This is a genomic window from Amycolatopsis thermoflava N1165 (genome assembly GCF_000473265.1).
Lineage (GTDB): Bacteria > Actinomycetota > Actinomycetes > Mycobacteriales > Pseudonocardiaceae > Amycolatopsis_E > Amycolatopsis_E thermoflava.
Genome location: NZ_KI421511.1, coordinates 2891099 through 2908388 on the forward strand (window position 1 = coordinate 2891099; position 17290 = coordinate 2908388).

20 protein-coding genes are annotated in these 17290 nt (G+C 73.2%); 5 read left to right on the top strand and 15 right to left on the bottom strand.

The window, feature by feature from the left end:
* The 10 genes from AMYTH_RS0114510 to AMYTH_RS0114550 all read right to left on the bottom strand — a co-directional run bounded on the left by AMYTH_RS0114510 (position 1) and on the right by AMYTH_RS0114550 (position 9093).
* Positions 1-480 (bottom strand): helix-turn-helix domain-containing protein, encoded by a 480-nt coding sequence (locus tag AMYTH_RS0114510; protein WP_017981768.1) that lies wholly within the window; start codon positions 478-480, stop codon positions 1-3.
* Between the two features lie 116 nt (positions 481-596).
* A complete protein-coding gene (locus AMYTH_RS0114515) occupies positions 597-1568 on the bottom strand; it encodes a bifunctional riboflavin kinase/FAD synthetase (protein ID WP_084022585.1) in 972 nt (323 codons plus the stop codon).
* Positions 1569-1621: 53 nt separating this feature from the next.
* Positions 1622-1912, bottom strand: a complete 291-nt coding sequence (locus tag AMYTH_RS50880) for a flavin-dependent monooxygenase (protein WP_410468315.1) — start codon at positions 1910-1912, stop codon at positions 1622-1624.
* Positions 1839-2774, bottom strand: coding sequence for an FAD-dependent oxidoreductase (locus tag AMYTH_RS50885; protein WP_167344588.1), 936 nt, complete (start codon positions 2772-2774; stop codon positions 1839-1841). Before AMYTH_RS50885 ends, AMYTH_RS50880 begins: the two co-directional genes overlap by 74 nt.
* Positions 2764-3219: a GbsR/MarR family transcriptional regulator gene (locus tag AMYTH_RS0114525; RefSeq protein ID WP_027930935.1), complete on the bottom strand. Its 456-nt coding sequence runs from the start codon at positions 3217-3219 to the stop codon at positions 2764-2766. The genes AMYTH_RS50885 and AMYTH_RS0114525 overlap by 11 nt, the downstream gene beginning before the upstream one ends.
* 97 nt (positions 3220-3316) lie before the next feature.
* Entirely contained in the window at positions 3317-4228 is a 912-nt protein-coding gene (gene truB, locus AMYTH_RS0114530) for a tRNA pseudouridine(55) synthase TruB (RefSeq protein ID WP_084022586.1), read from the bottom strand.
* A gap of 24 nt (positions 4229-4252) precedes the next feature.
* Positions 4253-5578 carry an MFS transporter gene (locus AMYTH_RS0114535; protein WP_027930937.1) on the bottom strand — a complete coding sequence of 442 codons (1326 nt, stop codon included), beginning with the start codon at positions 5576-5578 and terminating at the stop codon, positions 4253-4255.
* Positions 5579-5744: 166 nt separating this feature from the next.
* A complete protein-coding gene (locus AMYTH_RS50890) occupies positions 5745-5867 on the bottom strand; it encodes a hypothetical protein (protein ID WP_267283892.1) in 123 nt (40 codons plus the stop codon).
* A gap of 254 nt (positions 5868-6121) precedes the next feature.
* On the bottom strand, positions 6122-7444 hold the full coding sequence (locus tag AMYTH_RS0114545) for an MATE family efflux transporter (protein ID WP_027930938.1): 1323 nt from the start codon (positions 7442-7444) through the stop codon (positions 6122-6124).
* Between the two features lie 647 nt (positions 7445-8091).
* Positions 8092-9093, bottom strand: coding sequence for a DHH family phosphoesterase (locus AMYTH_RS0114550; RefSeq protein WP_027930939.1), 1002 nt, complete (start codon positions 9091-9093; stop codon positions 8092-8094).
* 24 nt (positions 9094-9117) lie between these two features.
* On the opposite strand from AMYTH_RS0114550, the gene AMYTH_RS0114555 reads away from it, so the two are divergent.
* The 4 genes from AMYTH_RS0114555 (at position 9118) to AMYTH_RS0114570 (ending at position 11592) form a co-directional block, all read left to right on the top strand.
* Positions 9118-10152 carry a TRM11 family SAM-dependent methyltransferase gene (locus tag AMYTH_RS0114555; RefSeq protein ID WP_027930940.1) on the top strand — a complete coding sequence of 345 codons (1035 nt, stop codon included), beginning with the start codon at positions 9118-9120 and terminating at the stop codon, positions 10150-10152.
* Positions 10153-10224: 72 nt separating this feature from the next.
* Positions 10225-10401, top strand: a complete 177-nt coding sequence (locus tag AMYTH_RS0114560) for a ribbon-helix-helix domain-containing protein (protein ID WP_027930941.1) — start codon at positions 10225-10227, stop codon at positions 10399-10401.
* Position 10402: 1 nt separating this feature from the next.
* Complete coding sequence (locus AMYTH_RS0114565; protein ID WP_027930942.1) at positions 10403-10747, top strand: VOC family protein; 345 nt, start codon at positions 10403-10405, stop codon at positions 10745-10747.
* Positions 10748-10752: 5 nt separating this feature from the next.
* Complete coding sequence (locus tag AMYTH_RS0114570) at positions 10753-11592, top strand: class I SAM-dependent methyltransferase (protein WP_228684757.1); 840 nt, start codon at positions 10753-10755, stop codon at positions 11590-11592.
* A 4-nt stretch (positions 11593-11596) separates the two neighbouring features.
* Here AMYTH_RS0114570 and AMYTH_RS0114575 read toward each other — a convergent pair whose 3' ends face one another.
* Positions 11597-12292, bottom strand: coding sequence for an SDR family NAD(P)-dependent oxidoreductase (locus AMYTH_RS0114575; RefSeq protein ID WP_027930944.1), 696 nt, complete (start codon positions 12290-12292; stop codon positions 11597-11599).
* Between the two features lie 84 nt (positions 12293-12376).
* On the opposite strand from AMYTH_RS0114575, the gene AMYTH_RS0114580 reads away from it, so the two are divergent.
* A complete protein-coding gene (locus AMYTH_RS0114580) occupies positions 12377-12925 on the top strand; it encodes a TetR/AcrR family transcriptional regulator (protein WP_027930945.1) in 549 nt (182 codons plus the stop codon).
* Here the strand turns inward: AMYTH_RS0114580 and AMYTH_RS0114585 are convergent.
* The 4 genes from AMYTH_RS0114585 to infB all read right to left on the bottom strand — a co-directional run bounded on the left by AMYTH_RS0114585 (position 12913) and on the right by infB (position 17273).
* Positions 12913-13296, bottom strand: a complete 384-nt coding sequence (locus AMYTH_RS0114585) for a hypothetical protein (RefSeq protein ID WP_027930946.1) — start codon at positions 13294-13296, stop codon at positions 12913-12915. The genes AMYTH_RS0114580 and AMYTH_RS0114585 overlap by 13 nt on opposite strands.
* A 199-nt stretch (positions 13297-13495) precedes the next feature.
* Positions 13496-13957 carry a 30S ribosome-binding factor RbfA gene (gene rbfA / locus AMYTH_RS0114590; protein ID WP_027930947.1) on the bottom strand — a complete coding sequence of 154 codons (462 nt, stop codon included), beginning with the start codon at positions 13955-13957 and terminating at the stop codon, positions 13496-13498.
* A gap of 12 nt (positions 13958-13969) precedes the next feature.
* Positions 13970-14263 (bottom strand): DUF503 domain-containing protein, encoded by a 294-nt coding sequence (locus AMYTH_RS0114595; RefSeq protein WP_017981754.1) that lies wholly within the window; start codon positions 14261-14263, stop codon positions 13970-13972.
* Between the two features lie 67 nt (positions 14264-14330).
* Positions 14331-17273 (bottom strand): translation initiation factor IF-2, encoded by a 2943-nt coding sequence (gene infB, locus AMYTH_RS0114600; protein ID WP_037322541.1) that lies wholly within the window; start codon positions 17271-17273, stop codon positions 14331-14333.
* Positions 17274-17290 lie beyond the last annotated feature (17 nt).

Sequence of the window (17290 nt, forward strand, 5' to 3'; positions counted from 1 at the left end):
TCAGCCCTGCTGCCCGGCGCGGCGGAGCAGGTCGGCCAGTGCCGGGAAGTCGTCGTCGAGCCGCTTGGCTGCCTCGATCAGGTCCTCGTCCTCGGCGATGTCCCGCAGGACTGACAGCGCCGCGCGCTCCTCGGACAGCGCGTTGACCGGGAAGGTGTCGCGGCCGACGGTGGGCCGCGCGTCCCGCACGTCCTCCAGCGCGGCCATCAGGGCTTCCTTGTGGCCGGCGGCGACCTCGGGGATCAGGCACTTGCGCTCGAGCATGATCATCCGGGCGAGCACCACCGGGTTGCCGATCTTGGCGCGGCGGCCGCTCATCACCTGGCTCAGCATCGGGGCGCTGATGCCCAGCACCTCGGCCAGGTAGGCCTGCGAGACGTCGAACGCGACGACGAGACGGCGCACCCGGTCGCCCAGCGGCTCGCCGTACCACTCCCGCTGGAGGGCGATGTTCCGCTGGACGATCTTGTGGTCATCCACGTGCTGTGCTCCCTGCTCTCCCCGGACAGACCTGGCCGCGCCGGACCCAATCTTGCCAGGTGGGATCGGGCGGCCGGGGCGGAATCACCCGACGATTCGCAATCGCACCGGCGCGGTCAGCTGCCGGAACCGAGGATGGCGCGGGTGCGGCTGACGTCGTCGGCGATCTGCTCGACCAGGTCGTCGACGCTGGTGAACTTCACCATGTCGCGCAGGCGGCCGACGAAGTCCAGCGCCACGTGCTGGCCGTAGAAGTCCTCGTCCACGTCGAGCACGAACGCCTCGACGGTGCGCTCGCGGCCGGAGAACGTCGGGTTGGTGCCGACCGAGACCGCCGCGGGCAGCAGGCGGCCGGGCTGGTTGTCGCGGACGAACCAGCAGGCGTACACGCCGTCGGCGGGCACCGCGGCGAACCGCGGCGTGGACAGGTTCGCGGTCGGGTAGCCCAGGTCGTGCCCGCGGCCGTCGCCGCGGACCACGATGCCCTCCAGCCGGTGCGGGCGGCCCAGCGCGTCAGCGGCGGCGACCACGTCACCGGCGTCGATGCACGAGCGGACGTAGGTCGAGGAGAAGGTGATCTCGCCGGAATCCGCGGCCTCGCCGTCGGGCATGCTGCCACCCTGCAGCTCGGCGCCGAAGGTGGCGAACCCGAACCGGCGGCCCAGCTCCTTGAGCAGGGCCACGTCACCGGCGGCCTTGTGCCCGAAGGTGAAGTTCTCCCCCACCACCACGGCGGCCGCGTGCAGCCGGTCGACCAGCACCTCGTGCACGAATTCGTGCGCGGTCAGTCGCGACAGCTCCGCGGTGAACGGCAGCACGCAGAAGACGTCGATGCCCAGCTGCTCGACCAGCTCCGCCTTGCGGCGCAGCGTGGTCAGCTGCGCCGGGTGGCTCCCCGGCCGGATGACCTCGGACGGGTGCGGGTCGAACGTCAGCATCACGCTGGGCAGGTTGCGGTTCTTCGCCACCTCGACCGTCCTGGCGATCAGCGCCTGGTGCCCGCGGTGCACCCCGTCGAACACGCCGATCGTGACCACGCACCGTCCCCAGCCGCCGGGGAGATCAGCAAGCCCTCGCCACCTCTGCACGGATGCAGGGTACTGCCGCGCGAAGCGCGTCCGCCGAGGGCGGTCGCGGGCCGTCACCGTCCGCCTGGAACTTCGGCGGCGCCGGGCGGTGTCCAGTCCCACACCCGGCCGGTCTCCCTGCGCACGATCGACGCCGGCGCCCGGCGCAGGCCGAGGACCTGCATCCGGTGGACGAGCCTGGATCGCGACACCGCGATCCTGCCCTTCCGGCGGGCCGTCGAGACGATCGCGCGGGTCCGGCCCAGCCGGGCCCGGTCGTAGGCGGCGAGGTCACCGGTGGTCGCGGCGAGCGTGACCGCGTCCTCGACGGCCTGGCACGCCCCCTGCCCCATGTCGGGCGTCATCGCGTGCGCCGCGTCCCCCAGCAGCACGACCCGGCCGCGGACGTAGGTGGGCAGCGCGCCGAGATCGTGGATGTCGTTGTGCAGCACGGCATCGGCGGGTGTCGCGTCGAGCAGCTCGCCGACCCCGCCGGTGCCAGCCCGTCAGCCGGCGGCGCACCTCAGCCAGGTTGTCGGGGTAGCGCACGCCGGGCGTGTCGGCGTGCACACCCAGCGCCCAGTAGACCCGTTCACCGCCGATCGGGTGAGCCAGGAAATACGCCCCGGGCCCGAAGGTGAACGTCCCGTCCTCCGGCCACACCGATCCGGGCCGGGTGACCCCGCGCCACGCCGTGTACCGGAAACGGGGCGCCGGCGCGTCCGGCCAGAGGGTCGCGCGCACGGTGCTGTGGATGCCGTCCGCGCCCACGACGAGACCGGCCGCCATCTCGTACTCGCCCTCGGCCGTCCGGTAGCGGACCGTCGCGCCGGCTGCCGACGTGCTCACCCCGGTCACGGTGGCTCCCGTCCGGACGGTTCCGGCGGGCAGCCGCGCGGCCAGGAGGCGGTGCAGATCGGCCCGGTGGAAGCAGGACAGCGCGGTGTCGTGCTCCGGATCGGCACGCCGCAGGTACTCGCCGCCGGGCAGGCGCAGGTTGCCGGCCGCCCACGACGGTGTGGCGGCGGCCCGCACGTCCTCGCCCACACCGATCGCGTCCAGCGCCCGCAACGCGTTCGGGGCGATCGACAGTCCGGCGCCGACCTCACGCAGCTCGGGGGCGCGCTCCAGCACCACCACGTCCCAGCCGGCCCGCCGCAGGGCGATGGCGGCGGTGACCCCGCCGATGCCACCGCCGGCCACCACTGCCGAACCTTCAGAAGTCACGGTCGTCGCTCCTCTCGAAGGCCCTGGCCATCCACAGGAAGGTCTCGCGCGCGGCGCGCAACCGGCCCGCCCTGGCGCTGTCGGCCCCGAAGAGGTCCATGCCTCGTTCGGCAACGTCGGCGAACGAGGCCAGCGTGGCGATCCGCCGCCTGACCACCACGGGCCAGGCGTCGTCGTCGACCCGGAAGTAGGTGGTGCGCGCACCCGGCCCGGTCCGGCGGCGCACCAGGCCGGCGGCGGTGAGCAGGTTGAGGTTGGTGGTCAGGGACGCCCGGCTGGCCCCGATCGCCCCGGCGATCTGCGTGGCCGACTGCTCGGGCGGGTCACACACCATCAGCCAGCCCAGGATCCGGCCCGCGATCGGCGGCTGGCCGTACTGCTCGGCGAAGAACGTGGCCACCTCCTCCACCCAAGCCCGCAGTTCGTCGTGTTCCGGCTCGGCCACGCGTCGCCTCCAGCGTCGATCAGTTGATGCTGGCATATGCTAGTCCGAACTAGCATCTGACGGCCAGAGCTGTCCCCGGAAGCGGGCTTCGCGGGGATCAGGCCGGAGCGAGAACGACCACCGAGCGGGCCACGCCGCCGGCGTCCACGGCCAGCGCGAGGGCGTGCCCGTCCGGGTCGAACACCCCGTACGTGCCCTCGATGCCGGACGCGCGCACCTGCTGTCCATATCGGACAGCCCGGGCGGTGGCCGCGTCGACCTCGTAGCGCGGGAAGGCCGCGGCCACCGCGTCGTCGAGGTCGAACGACAGCTCCGGCTTCTCCTCCAGCTGCTCCAGGGTGCGCGCGGCGGCGATGCCGAATGGGCCGACCGTGGTGCGGCGCAGCGCGGCGAGGTGGCCGCCCACGCCGAGCGCCTCGCCGAGGTCGCGGGCCAGCGCCCGCACGTAGGTGCCCGACGAGCATTCGACGACCGCGTCCAGCTCGATGCGGTCGGCGACGCGGCGGGTCGCGAGCAGGTCGAAGCGGTAGACGGTGACCGGCCGCGGCTTGAGCGCGACCTCCTCACCGGCTCGCACGCGCGCGTACGCCCGCTTGCCGGCGATCTTGACCGCGCTGACGGCGCTGGGGACCTGCTGGATCTCGCCGGTCAGGGCGGCGATCCCGGATGCGATCGCCTCGTCGGTGACGGCGGCCAGCGCGTCCGGGTCCGCGGTGGAGAGGTGTTCGCCCTCGGCGTCGTCGGTGGTGGTCGAGACGCCGAGGGCCAGCGTGGCGAGGTAGGTCTTGCGGTCCAGCGCGAGGTGGCCCAGCAGCTTGGTCGCCCGCTCGACGCCGAGCACCAGCACGCCGGTGGCCATCGGGTCGAGCGTGCCGGCGTGCCCGACCTTGCGGGTGCCCATGATCCGGCGCACCCGCGCCACCACGTCGTGGGAGGTCATGCCCGGTGGCTTGTCCACCACGAGCAGGCCGGGCGGGGGCGCGGGGCGTCGAGTCTTCGGCTGGGACACGGCTGGACACCTTACGGGGCGCCGTTATGCGGCTGTCGGGACCTTCCGGGCGGAGACGTTCCGGGCCGGGGCGTCCCACACGTGGCGGCGCACCTGGACCGGCACCTGCTCGCCCCGCTCCTGCGCGGCGAACAGCTCCGCGCGGGCGCGCAGCCACCACACCAGCATGCGGAAGGTGCCCAGCGCCAGCATCGCGACGACGGCCAGCAGCGCGAGCCGGAACTGGCCGCCGGTCAGCTGCAGCAGCACGCCGATCACCAGCGCGGTGACCGTGGTCGCGACGAACCCGCCGACGTTGACCACGCCGGTCGCGGTGCCCACGCGGGACAGCGGGTTGTAGTCGCGGGCCAGCGCGAACCCGATCATCGACGCCGGGCCGCCCAGGGACAGGAACGCGAACGCGGGCACCAGCACGCCGATTGGGATCTGGCCGGGCCAGCTCAGCAGCACCGCCCAGACCGCGGCGGCGCCGGCGAGGTAGCCGAGCACCAGCGGCATCCGCGCGCCGGGGCGGGCGGAGATGATGCTGCCGACCAGCGGGCCGCCGATCATCGAGCCGAACACGAACACGGTCAGCAGGGCGCTCGCGGTCGCGGCCGGGCGGCCCTGACCCTGCACCAGGAACGGCACACCCCACAGCAGGGTCAGCACGTTCGGGGCGAACATCGTGGAGAAGTGCACCCAGAACCCGAGGCGGGTGCCCGGGACGCGCCAGGCCGTGCGGACCTGACGGGCCAGCTGGCGCGCGTTGACCGGGCCGGCCTTCGGGGTGGCGCCGGCCGGGGTGTCGCGGACGCGGCCCGCGACGACGGCCGAGTAGATCGCGGTGATCAGGCCGGCGGTGAGGAACGTCGGGGTCCAGCCGGGGCCGGCGAGCAGCAGGGTGAGCGGGACAGTCGCGGCGAGGTTGCCGAGGAAGCCGATCGCCGTGGTGAAGCTCGTGACCACGGCGTACTGGCGGCCCGGGAAGTGCGCGGCGATCAGGCGCAGCACGCTGACGAAGGTGAGCGCGTCACCGAAGCCGAGCACACCGCGCGCGAGCAGGCCCAGCGCGTAGGTGTCCGCGACTGCGACGAGGATCTGGCCCAGGCCGAGGAAGAGCAGCGCGGCGGTGAGGACCTTGCGCGGCCCGAAGCGGTCGACGAGGACGCCGGTGGGGATCTGCATGGCGGCGTAGACGCCGACCTGCAGGACGGTGAAGGTGGAGAGCGCGGCGGCGCCGACCCCGAACCGGTCGGCGGCTTCCAGCCCGGCGACCCCGAACGAGGTGCGGTGGAAGACGGAGAGGAGGTAGACGATGGCGGCGGTGAACCAGATGAACCACGACCGGCGGCTGGCCTTGCCGGTCACGGGTGCCTGCTGCGGCGGCACGAAGGATTCCTCCCGAAGCGGAGTAGGCGACAACGACACGGGGACGCCCGCATCGCCGTCCCGATAGTTGTATCGCCTATGCAAGGCTGAAACTTACCTGTTACCGGGGTGTTTTCAGCCACACGGCCCAGCGGGGGCCACCCGTTCAGCGGACGGCGGCGAGGTTGCTGGACTCGCGGACCGGAACCGGCGCCACAGCAGAGTCGCGGCCCGGCGCCCACCACGCCGCGGGCGCGTCGCGGCCGGCGCCGAGCGCGGTCCGGACCATCGCGGCCGGTCGTCGAGCGCGCGCCGCCCGCGGCAAACGCCCCAGCCCCGAGCCCACGGAACCCGGCCCGGCGCCCACCACCCCGCGGGCGCGGCGACGACGCCGAGGTCGCTGCACCGCCGCGCCGGTGCCAAACCGGGCTCACACGGCGGCGGCACCGGATGCCCGCGCGGGGCACGGTCCGCCACCACCGAGGCCGGGCCGCCGAGCGTCAGCGACGGGCCCCGAGCCGGAAACCCGCGGACAGCCCGGCGTCAGCGGACGGCGCCGAGCACGGTCCAGCGGTCGGAGCGCCAGCGGGCCACCACCGCGGCCAGCCGCAGCACCATGAACAGCGACAGGCCGGTCCAGATGCCGGTCAGCCCCCAGCCGAAGCCGAGCGAGGCCCAGATCAACGGCAGGAACCCGAGCGCGGCGCTGGCGAGCGTCGCGGTGCGGAGGAACGCCGCGTCGCCCGCGCCGAGGAGCACCCCGTCCAGCGCGAACACCACGCCCGCGATCGGTTGCAGCGCCACGAAGAACCACCAGGCGTGCGGCACCTCGCCGAGCACGCCAGGGTCGGAGGTGAACGCGTGCGGCAGCACCTGCGACACCGCCGCGAACACCACGCCGAGCACGCAGCCCATGATCAGCCCGTAGCGCGTGATCTGCCCGGCCACGCCCCGCGCCTGCCGCGCCGAACCCGCTCCCAGCGCGGCCCCGACCAGCGACTGGGCCGCGATCGCGACCGAGTCCAGCACGAGGGAGAGGAACGTCCACAGCTGCAGCACGATCTGGTGCGCGCCGACCGCGGCCGTCGAGGTGCGGGCCGCGACCGCGGCGGCGGAGACGAAGCACGCCTGGAAGGCGAGGCTGCGCAGCACCAGGTCCCGGCCCAGGCCGAGCTGCGCGCGCATCACCTTCGGGTGCGGCTTGAGCGACACCTTCTCGGTGATCAGCGCCCGCAGGAACAGCCCGGCGCTGATCACCTGGGCGACGACGTTCGCGACGGCCGACCCTTCGAGCCCCCAGTCCGCGACGTAGACGAGCAGCGGGCAGAGGACCGCGGAGATCCCGTTGCCCGCCAGGACGTACCGCAGCGGGCGGACCGCGTCCTGCACTCCGCGCAGCCAGCCGTTGCCCGCCATGGTGATCAGGATCAGCGGCGCGCCGAACAACGCGATGCGCAGCCAGGACACGGCCGCCGCGGCGACCTCGTCACTGCCGGACAGGACCCGCGCGACCGGGCCGGCGAGCAGCTGCCCGGCGCCGAGCACGACCAGGCCGACGAGGACCGCCAGCCAGGTCGCCTGGACGCCTTCGCTGACCGCTTCGGCGCGCCGGCCGGCCCCGTGCAGGCGGGCGGTGCGCGAGGTGGTGCCGTAGGACAGGAAGGTCAGCTGGGTCGAGACCTGGGCCAGCACAACCCCGCCGACGGCGAGCCCGGCCAGCGGAAGGGCCCCCAGATGCCCGACGACGGCCGTGTCGACCAGGACGTACAACGGCTCGGCCGCGAGGACCCCCAGCGCCGGGACCGCCAGGCCCAGCACGCGCCTGGCAGGCACCTTCTCCCCGGCGGTTTCCACGGTTTCGGACACGAGGGCAGGTTAACCGGGGGCACCGACAAGATCGGCTGCACGGCAGCGGCTCGCAGCTTGGCGGCGCTGCCCCTCCGGAGGGGAGCTCCCGCGGGCGGTGGCACCCTCCGGAGGGGTAGCTCCCGGCGGGGCGGCAACTCCCGGCGGGGGGCGGTAGCTCCCGGCGGGCGCGGTAGCTCCCGGCAAGCGTGGCAGCTCCTGGAGGGTGGGAGCTCCCCCAGGTGGTAGCTCCCGCCGGAGGGCAGCTGTCGGCGGGGCGGCGGCTCTCCGCCGACGGGGGCAGTAGCTCCCCGGAGGGGGCGGCAGCGCCCGGCAGCGCGGCAGCCCCCGGCAGGCACGGCAGCCCCCGGAGGGGCGGTAGCTCCCCCAGGCTGTAGCTCCCACCGGAGGGGCAGCCCCCGGAGGGGCAGTAGCTCCCGCAGGCGGTAGCTCCCACCGGAGGAGGCATCTTTCGGCGGGCGGCAGCTTCCTGCCGGGGCGGCAGCTTCCTGCCGGCGAGGGCAGTAGCTCCCGGGGGCCCGCCACTCGCGGTGAAGCGCCGCTCTGCGGCGCGGGACCCGCCGCGTCACGGGCAGACCGCCGGGCCACCAGCAGCGAACTGCCCGCCGCTCCGCGGCGCGCAACCGCAGGGATGGCAGGCCTCCGGGTCAGCCCAGCAGCGGCGCCTCCTCCAGCGCGCGCCGCACCATCGCCAGGCCCTCCTCCGCCGTGCCGTGGATCGTGCAGCCTGCCGCCAGCCGGTGGCCCCCGCCGCCGAGACTGCGGGCCGCCTGGGAGACGTCGATCTTCCCGATCGCCCGGAACGACACCGACCACTCCCCCGGCGCCTGCTCCTTCAGCACGACCGCGACCTCGGCCTCCCGCGTCGAGCGGATCACGTCCACCACGCCCTCGACCTCCTCCAGCCGCACCGTCGCGGCCACGTCGGCGGTCACCACGGCGTGCACGAGCCCGAACCCCTGCGCCGACTCCGGCTCCAGCCGCGCGGACGCCAGCACGGTCGACAGCATCGGCAGCCACGCGAACGGGTGGTCGTCGATGATCTCCCGCGCGAGCCGGTCCGGGTCGACCCCGGCCTCGAGCAGCCGGGCCGCCGCGCGGTGGGTCGACGGCCGCGCCCGCCGGAAGCCACCCGTGTCGGTGACGAGCCCGGCGTACAGGCACCGCGCGATCGGCTCGTCCAGCGCCACCCCCAGCTCGTCCAGCAGCGCCAGCACCAGCACCGCGGTCGCCTCGGCGGTGTCGTCGACCAGGTGCACCGAGCCGTACCGCAGGTTCGACGCGTGGTGGTCGACCACGAGCACCTCGCCGCCGGCGGCGCGCGTCGCGTCCACCCGGCCGGCCAGCGAACCCAGCCGCGCCGGGCTCGGCGTGTCGAGGCACACCAGCAGCCCCGCCGACGGCGGCACCTCGTCGGCGGGCACGAACAGGTTGTCGGCGTCCAGGCCGCGCAGGCTTTCCGGCACCTCGGCCGGCTCGGCGAAGGACACGCGCACGGTCGCGCCCCGCTGGTAGAGCGCGCGGCCGAGGGCCAGCGCGCTGCCGAGCGCGTCGGCGTCCGGGCGGACGTGGGCCAGCAGGGTGACGTCGTTCGCTTCCCGCAGCAGCCCTGCGGCGCGCGGGAAGTCGAGCTGGGCGGAGGTGCTCATGCGGGCAAGCTACGCTTTTTCCCGATGTTCGACTACGGGATCCTCCTCTACCCCGGCGCCAACCGCGTCTACGCGGACGCCTCCGCCGGTCTGCTGCGCGCCGAACTGACCGTGTTCGGCGAGGCACTGCGCACGCCGCCGGCCGAGATCGGCGAGCGCCGGATCGGCGGCGTCACCTACGTCACGTTCACCACCGCGGAGCCGCTGTCCGAAGAGGACCTCCGGCTGCTGTCGAACCTCTCGTCGCTGTACGCGCTGTTCGAGTTCAGCGGCGATCTGTTGCGCCCGCTGGAGATCGCGCCGCTGGACAAGCTCGACTCCGACCTGCTGACGATCCAGAAGTACCCGGGCAAGACCAACGAGCTGTTCACCAAACTGCTGCTCAACGTCACACTGCTGTCCCGGTCCCGGCCCACCGAGTTCCTGGACCGGCCGCTGCACGTGGTGGACCCGTTGTGCGGCCGCGGAACCACGCTCAACCAGGCGATGATGTACGGCCTGGACGCGACCGGTCTGGACGTCGACAAGCGGGATTTCGAGGCCTACGAACGGTTCATCAAGACCTGGCTGCGACAGAAGCGCGTCAAGCACAACGCCGACTCGGGTCCGCTTCGGCGGCACAAGCACCGCCTCGGGCAGCGCCTGGAGATCTCCTACGCGCTGGACAAGGAACGCTGGAAGGCCGGCGACGCGCGCCACGTCACGTTCTTCAACGCCGACACCCTCACCACCGACGAGCTGCTCAAGGCAGGCTCGGCGGACGTCGTGGTCGCCGACGCGCCCTACGGCGTCCAGCACGGCAGCCACCAGCCCGACGAGCTCGCGCGGAGCCCGCGGGACCTGCTGGCGGCTGCCGTGCCGGTGTGGGCGCGCGTGCTCAAGCCGGGCGGCGCGCTGGGCCTGAGCTGGAACACGCACGTCGCCAAGCGCGACGAGATCGCCGGGATCCTCGGCCGGGCCGGCCTGGAAGTCCGCTCCGGCGGGCCGTGGGAGGGGTTCGAGCACCGGGTGGACCAGGCGATCCTGCGGGACCTGATCGTCGCCCGCAAACCCGCCTGATCCCGGCCTGACACCACACTTCCGGCACAGCGGAACCTTTTCCCTAGCTTGCTAGCATGCTAGCCTCGGCTGGTGGGCGACGAGGAAGTCAAGCAGTTCAACGTCTACCTGCCGGTCGGCCTGATCAAGCAGGTCAAGCACCGTGCCATCGAGTCGGGATCGTCGCTGTCGGCGCTGGTCGCCGACGCGTTGCGGGCCTACCTCGCCGGCCCATCCGACGGACAGCTGAACGCGCGGAAGGGGAGCTGACATGGCCACCGACGGGATCGAGGCGGTGTTCCTGGAAACCCGCAACTGGGGCAGGGCCGCGAAGTTCTTCCAGTCCCTGGGGTTCACGCTCGACTTCGAGACCGACCACAACTCGGGCCGGCTCCGCAACGGCGACGGCCCGTACGTCTTCATCGCCGAGGTGCCCGAGGACCGCACGCCGCAGACCCGGATCGTGCTGGCGGTTCCCGACGCGGACGCGTTCGAGCCCGGCCCTGGCGTCGAGATCGTCACCCCGTTCGAGGACACCCACTACGGCACGCGGGAAGCGACCGTGCGCGACCCGGACGGGCGGCTCTGGTCGCTGCAGGCCCCGGCCGGGAAGTGACGCCGGTGGAACCGGACCACACCGCCGTCCGGGTGGCGCTGTGGCGCGCGATGCACCTCGACGTCGACGCCCCGCCACCGGTGTTCCGCGACGACATCGGCCTGCGGCTCGCCGCGCCGGGCGACGACTGGCGGCGGCGCCCGGACATGGACCCGGACGCCACCCGGAGTTTCCGGGCCGGCGTCGTCGCTCGCGCCCGGTTCGTCGAAGACCTGGTCCTCGACGAAGCCGGACGCGGCGCCGGCCAGTACGTCGTCCTCGGAGCCGGGCTGGACTCCTTCGCCCAGCGCCGGCCCGAACTCGGCGGCCGGCTCCGGGTGTTCGAGATCGACCAGCCCGGCACGCAGGCCTGGAAACGGCGGCGGCTGGCCGAACTCGGCTACCCGGTGCCGGACTGGCTCCGGCTGGTGCCGGTCGACTTCGAAGCCGGTCAGTCCTGGTTGGACCGACTGGTCGCGGCCGGCTTCGATCCGGGCAGGCCCGCCGTCGTCGCCTCGACCGGCGTCTCCATGTACCTTGCGAAAGAGACCACCGCCGCCACACTGCGCCAGATCGCCGGGCTCGCCCCGGGATCCACCCTCGCCATGACCTTCCTGCTGCCGGTCGAACTCCTCGACCACGCGGACCGGCCCGGTCTCCAGGCGAGCACCCGCGGCGCGCGGAACTCCGGCACTCCGTTCGTCAGCTTCTACACCCCGGCGGAGATGCTGACACTGGCGCGCGAGGCGGGCTTCGCCCGCGTGCGACACGTGCCGGGGAGCGCGCTCGCCGACCGGTACTTCGCCGGGCGGCCCGACGGGCTGCGGCCGTCGAGCGGCGAGGACTTCCTGGTGGCGACCACCTGAACGATCAGGCCCCGACCACCTGCTCGGCCGGCTCCCCCGTGGCGGCCATGCCCCACAGCATCTCGGCGAGGTCGGCCGGGTCGACGCGCTCCGGGTCGAAGCCACGGCGGGCGCCGGCCGAGGTGTCGAACAGTTTTTCCGCGTCGCTGTCCCGGATGAGCGCACCGATGGTGATCCCGGCCGCGGTGACGCCCGTGCCGGCCAGGTCGGCGCGCAGCGCGAGCACGTAGTTGCGCAGCGAGGCCTGTGCCGCCCCGCCGCCGGCCAGCATCGGCTCGGGGTTCTTCGCCGACGAGCCGAACCCGTAGAGCAGCGCACCCGAGCCGCGCTCCAGCATCCCAGGCAGCATCAGCCGCGTCAGCGACACCGGCGCCAGGACCACGGTCTCGAACACCGCCCGCAGGGTCTCCACATCGAGGTCGCGCACCGGCTTCAGCCGCGCCAGGTCCAGGGAGCCGTTGATCACCGCGACGTCCACCGGCCCGACGTCCGCCAGCAGCCGGGGGTGCGCGTCGATGTCGTTGAGGTCCGCCGGGAACGCCCGCGCCGCAACGCCTTCCGCGGTCAGCTCCGCCACGAAGGACGAGAGCCGGTCCGCACGGCGCGCCACCAGCGCGACCTGGTAGCCCTCCTTGCCGAACCGGCGGGCAGTCGCCCGTCCCATGCCCGGCCCGGCGCCGAAGATCGCGAGTGTCTTCATGTCGATTCGCCTCCAGAAAAATTGAGGTACCCCTCAAGTTGTAGCTCAAATTGAGGCTGCCCTCAAGTTTCTTATACTGAACGCGTGACCCGCCCCCTCCGCCGTGACGCCCAGCGCAACCGCGAGCTGCTGGTCGCGGCCGCGCGCGAGGTGTTCGGCGAGAAGGGCCTGGACGCGCCGCTGGAGGAGATCGCCCGGCGGGCCGGGGTCGCGATCGGGACGCTCTACAACCGGTTTCCCACGCGGATGGACCTGGTGGAGGCGGCGTTCGGCGGCCTGCTCGACCGCTTGGCCGGCGAGGCCGAGCAGGCGCTGAAGGCGGACGACCCGTGGGACGGGCTGGTCGAGCTGATCGTGCGGATCTGCGAGCTGCAGACGATCGACCGCGGCATGACCGAACTCTGCACGAGCGTGCTACTCGACGCACCGGGGCTGCGAGCCGCCCGGGAACGCGTCGGTGAGGTGTGCGAGAAGGTGCTGGCACGCGCCCACGACGCCGGGGTGCTGCGGCCGGACTTCGGGCTCGACGACCTGGCTTTCGCCATCGCGGCCACCACGCGGGCGGCGCCGCTCGGCGACTGGCGCCGCCATTTGACGTTCCTGCTGGACGGGATCCGGCCTCAGGACACCTGAGCGGCGGGCATCACGCCGAACTTGCGGGTCACGAAACACCAGAACAGCGGCACGGCCTCGTCGACGGGGCGCTCGTCCGCCTCACCGTCGGCGCCCACGTGCTCGACGCGCACCCGGCCGGGCGCGACGGCGGAGCGCCGCGACCACGGCCCGGACACCACGACCGCACCCCACGGCGCCCGCGGCACCGGCCGGTCGACGACGATCAGGTCACCCAGCGACGTCGTGCCGAGCAGGACGGTGTTCGCGGCGAGCACGCTGTCCACGACCTCGGACATGGGCCGGTAGACCGGCCGCGCGGCGGCGAGCCGCTGGAACTCCGCGGCGATCTCGGACCAGGGCCGGGAGCGGAACGGGTACAGCCATCCCATCGACCTCACGCGGACCCCCTCAGATCGCGTCGCAGCGGCAGTGCTGCGGCAATCCAAGCACCGCCGGTCAAGGGCGGGCGGGACCATCCCAGTCGCCATCGCGACGCAGCGGCAAGCCAAAGCACCGCGAGCCGAGAGCGAGCGCGGCTACTTCTCGTCGGCCTCGCGGGAAGCGGCAACTCCGCGACAACCCACGCGGTTACTCCTCGTCGGAGTCGTCCTCGTCGGCTTCGCGGGGCTGCTTGTACGGGTCCGGGTCGCCGGCGTGCTGCGCGGCGGCCGCGCGCCGGGCCAGTTCGGCGTCGGCCTCGCGCGCCTTCGCCAGCAGGTCCTCGATGTGCCGGGCCTCGTCCGGGATGGTGTCCGCGACGAACGTCAGCGTCGGCGTGAACCGCACCCCGGTGCCCTGCCCGACGCGGCTGCGCAGCACGCCCCGCGCCGACTCCAGCGCGGCGGCCGCGCCCGGGAAGTCCGGCTTCGACTCGAGGTTCTCCCCCAGCACCGTGTAGTACACGGTCGCGTCGTGCAGGTCCGCGGTGATCTTCGCGTCGGTGATCGTCACGTTCTTCAACCGCGGGTCCTTGATCTCGTGCTCGATCGCCGACGCCACGATCTGCGAAATCCGTTTGGACAGCCTGCGGGCGCGAGCCGGATCGGCCATCACGCACTCCCCTTAGTCTTCTGGCCCGACGAAGCGGCGGTGGGCGGAGAGCAGCTCCAACTCGGGGCGCTGCGCCACCAGCCGCTCACAGCCGTCGAGCACGTCACGAACATGTGCACCGTCGGCCGCCACCACCGCCACCCCGATCAGGGCTCTGCGGTGCAGGTCGAGGTGGCCTGCCTCGGCGACCGACACCTCGAACCTGCGGCGGACCTCGGCGATCAGCGGCCGCACCAGCGACCGCTTCTGCTTCAGCGAATGGACGTCACCGAACAGGACGTCGAGCTCGAGCGCACCTACGTACATCGGTTCCCTGTCCCAGGTGAGGACGCGGGGCCGGTCACCAGACCGGCCCCGCGAACCACTACCCGACTCAGACGCGCGGCTTCTCGCGCTGCTCGTAGGTCTCGATGACGTCGTCGACCTTGATGTCGCTGTAGGACCCGAGCGTCAGACCGCACTCGTAGCCCTCGCGGACCTCGACCACGTCGTCCTTGAACCGCCGCAGCGAGCTGACCGGCAGGTTTTCGGCGACGACCACGTTGTCCCGCAGGAGACGCGCCTTCGCGTTGCGGCGGATCTCCCCGGACTGCACGAGGCAACCGGCGATGGTGCCGAACTTGGAGGACTTGAAGACCTCCCGGACCTCGGCGCGGCCCAGCTCGACCTCTTCGTACTCCGGCTTGAGCATGCCCTTGAGGGCCTGCTCGATCTCGTCGATCGCCTGGTAGATCACCGTGTAGTACCGGACGTCGACGCCCTCGCGGTTGGCCCGCTCGGTCGCCTTGCCCTCGGCCCGCACGTTGAAGCCCAGGACGATCGCGTCGGAGGCCGTCGCCAGGTCGATGTCGCTCTCGGTGACACCACCGACGCCGCGGTGGACCACGTTCAGCTCGACCTCGTCGCCGACGTCCAGCTGCATGAGCGACGCTTCCAGAGCCTCGACCGTACCGGAGTTGTCACCCTTGATGATCAGGTTGAGGCTGTTGGTCTCCTTCAGCGCGGAGTCCAGGTCCTCCAGGCTGACGCGCTTGCGCTTCGCGGCGTTCTGCGCGTTGCGGATGCGGGCCTGGCGGCGCTCGGCGATCTGCCGGGCCACCCGGTCCTCCTCGACGACGAGGAACGTGTCGCCCGCGCCAGGCACCGACGTGAAGCCGATGACCTGGACCGGACGCGAGGGCAGCGCCTCGGTGACGTCCTCGTTGTACTCGTCGACCATCCGCCGCACGCGGCCGTACGCGTCGCCGGCGACGACCGAGTCGCCGACCCGCAGGGTGCCGCGCTGGACCAGCACGGTGGCCACCGGGCCGCGGCCGCGGTCGAGGTGCGCCTCGATCGCGACACCCTGGGCCGGCATGTCCGGGTTGGCCCGGAGGTCCAGGGTGGCGTCCGCGGTCAGCAGGATCGCCTCGAGCAGCCCGTCGATGTTGATGTTCTCGCGGGCGGAGATGTCGACGAACATGGTGTCGCCGCCGTACTCCTCCGCCACGAGGTTGTACTCGGTGAGCTGCTGGCGGATCTTGTCCGGGTTCGCGCCTTCCTTGTCGATCTTGTTGACCGCGACCACGATCGGCGCCTTGGCCGCCTGGGCGTGGTTGATCGCCTCCACCGTCTGCGGCATGACGCCGTCGTCCGCGGCGACCACGATCACCGCGATGTCGGTGGAGTTCGCACCACGGGCACGCATGGCGGTGAACGCCTCGTGACCCGGGGTGTCGATGAAGGTGATCAGGCGCGGGTTGCCCTCGAGCTCGGTCTCGACCTGGTAGGCGCCGATGTGCTGGGTGATGCCGCCGGCCTCCCGCTCGTGCACCCGCGTCTTGCGGATGGTGTCGAGCAGGCGCGTCTTACCGTGGTCGACGTGACCCATGACGGTCACCACCGGCGGGCGGACCTGCAGGTCCTCCTCGCCGCCCTCGTCCTCACCGTAGGTGATGTCGAAGGTCTCCAGCAGCTCCCGGTCCTCCTCCTCGGGGGAGACGACCTGGACGTTGTAGTTCATCTCCGAGCCGAGGAGCTCCAGCACCTCGTCCGAGACGGACTGCGTCGCGGTGACCATCTCACCCAGGTGGAACAGCACCTGCACGAGCGAGGCCGGGTTCGCGTCGATCTTCTCCGCGAAATCGGTCAGCGAGGCGCCGCGCGGCAGCCGGATGGTCTCGCCACTGCCCTTGGGCAGCCGGATGCCACCGACCGACGGCGCCTGCATGTTCTCCATGTACTCCTGGCGCTTCTGCCGCTTCGACTTGCGGCCCTTGCGCGAGGGTCCACCCGGACGGCCGAAGGCACCGGCCGTGCCGCCGCGGCCACCGCCGCCGCCACGACCGCCGCCGCCACCGCGGAAGCCACCGCCGGCGGGGGCGCCACCGCCACCACCGGGGCGGAAACCGCCGCCACCGCCGCCGGGACCGCCACGCGGAGCGCCGCCGCCGCGGGGACCACCGGGTCCGCCACGGCCCGCGCCCGCGCCACCGCGGCCGCCACCGGGACCACCACGGCCCGCGCCGCCGGGACCGCCGCCGGGCCGCTGCACGCGGCCGGGCATCATGCCCGGGTTCGGGCGCGGCGGCATGTTGCCCGGGTTCGGGCGGGCGCCGCCACCGGGACGCGGAGCCGGACGGTCACCGCCGCCGGACCGCTCGGCCGGGCGCTCGCCGCCCTGGCCGCCGGGACGTGCCGGCGGACGCGGCGCCGGAGCGCCCTGGCCGACACCGAACGGGTTGTTGCCGGGCCGCGGGGCGCGCGGACCGGGCTTCGGCCCGGGCTTGGGACCCTGCGGCTTGGGCGGCACCACCGAGCCGGACTGGCCGGAGCCACCCGCGCCGGGACGCGGCGCCGGGGGCTTGGGTGCCTGGGGCTGCGCCTTCGCGGCCGGGGCCTGCTGCTGCGGAGCCGGCTGCTGGGCCGGACGCTGCTGCTGCGGGGCCGGCGCCTGGGGCGCGGGGGCCTGCGGCGCGGAGGCCTGAGGCGACGGGGCCTGGGGCGCCGGGGCCTGCTGCTGCGGGCCGGGGCGCGGACCGGGCTTGGCGCCCGGGACCGGGCGCGCCTGCGGCTGCTGCTGACGCGGCGCGCCGGGCTTGGGCGCCGCGCCGTTGCCGTTCCCGGCCGGCGGTCCCGGCCGGGCGCCGCCGGACCGGCCGGCGGGCTTGCTGTCCTTGGTGACGAAGGCGTCACGCAGCCGCCGGGCAACGGGTGCCTCGACGGTCGACGACGCCGACTTCACGAACTCGCCCTGCTCCTTCAGCTTGGCGAGAACTTCCTTGCTCGTAACCCCGAGCTCCTTCGCGAGCTCGTGCACACGGGCCTTGCCTGCCACTGCTCTCCTCAACTGGT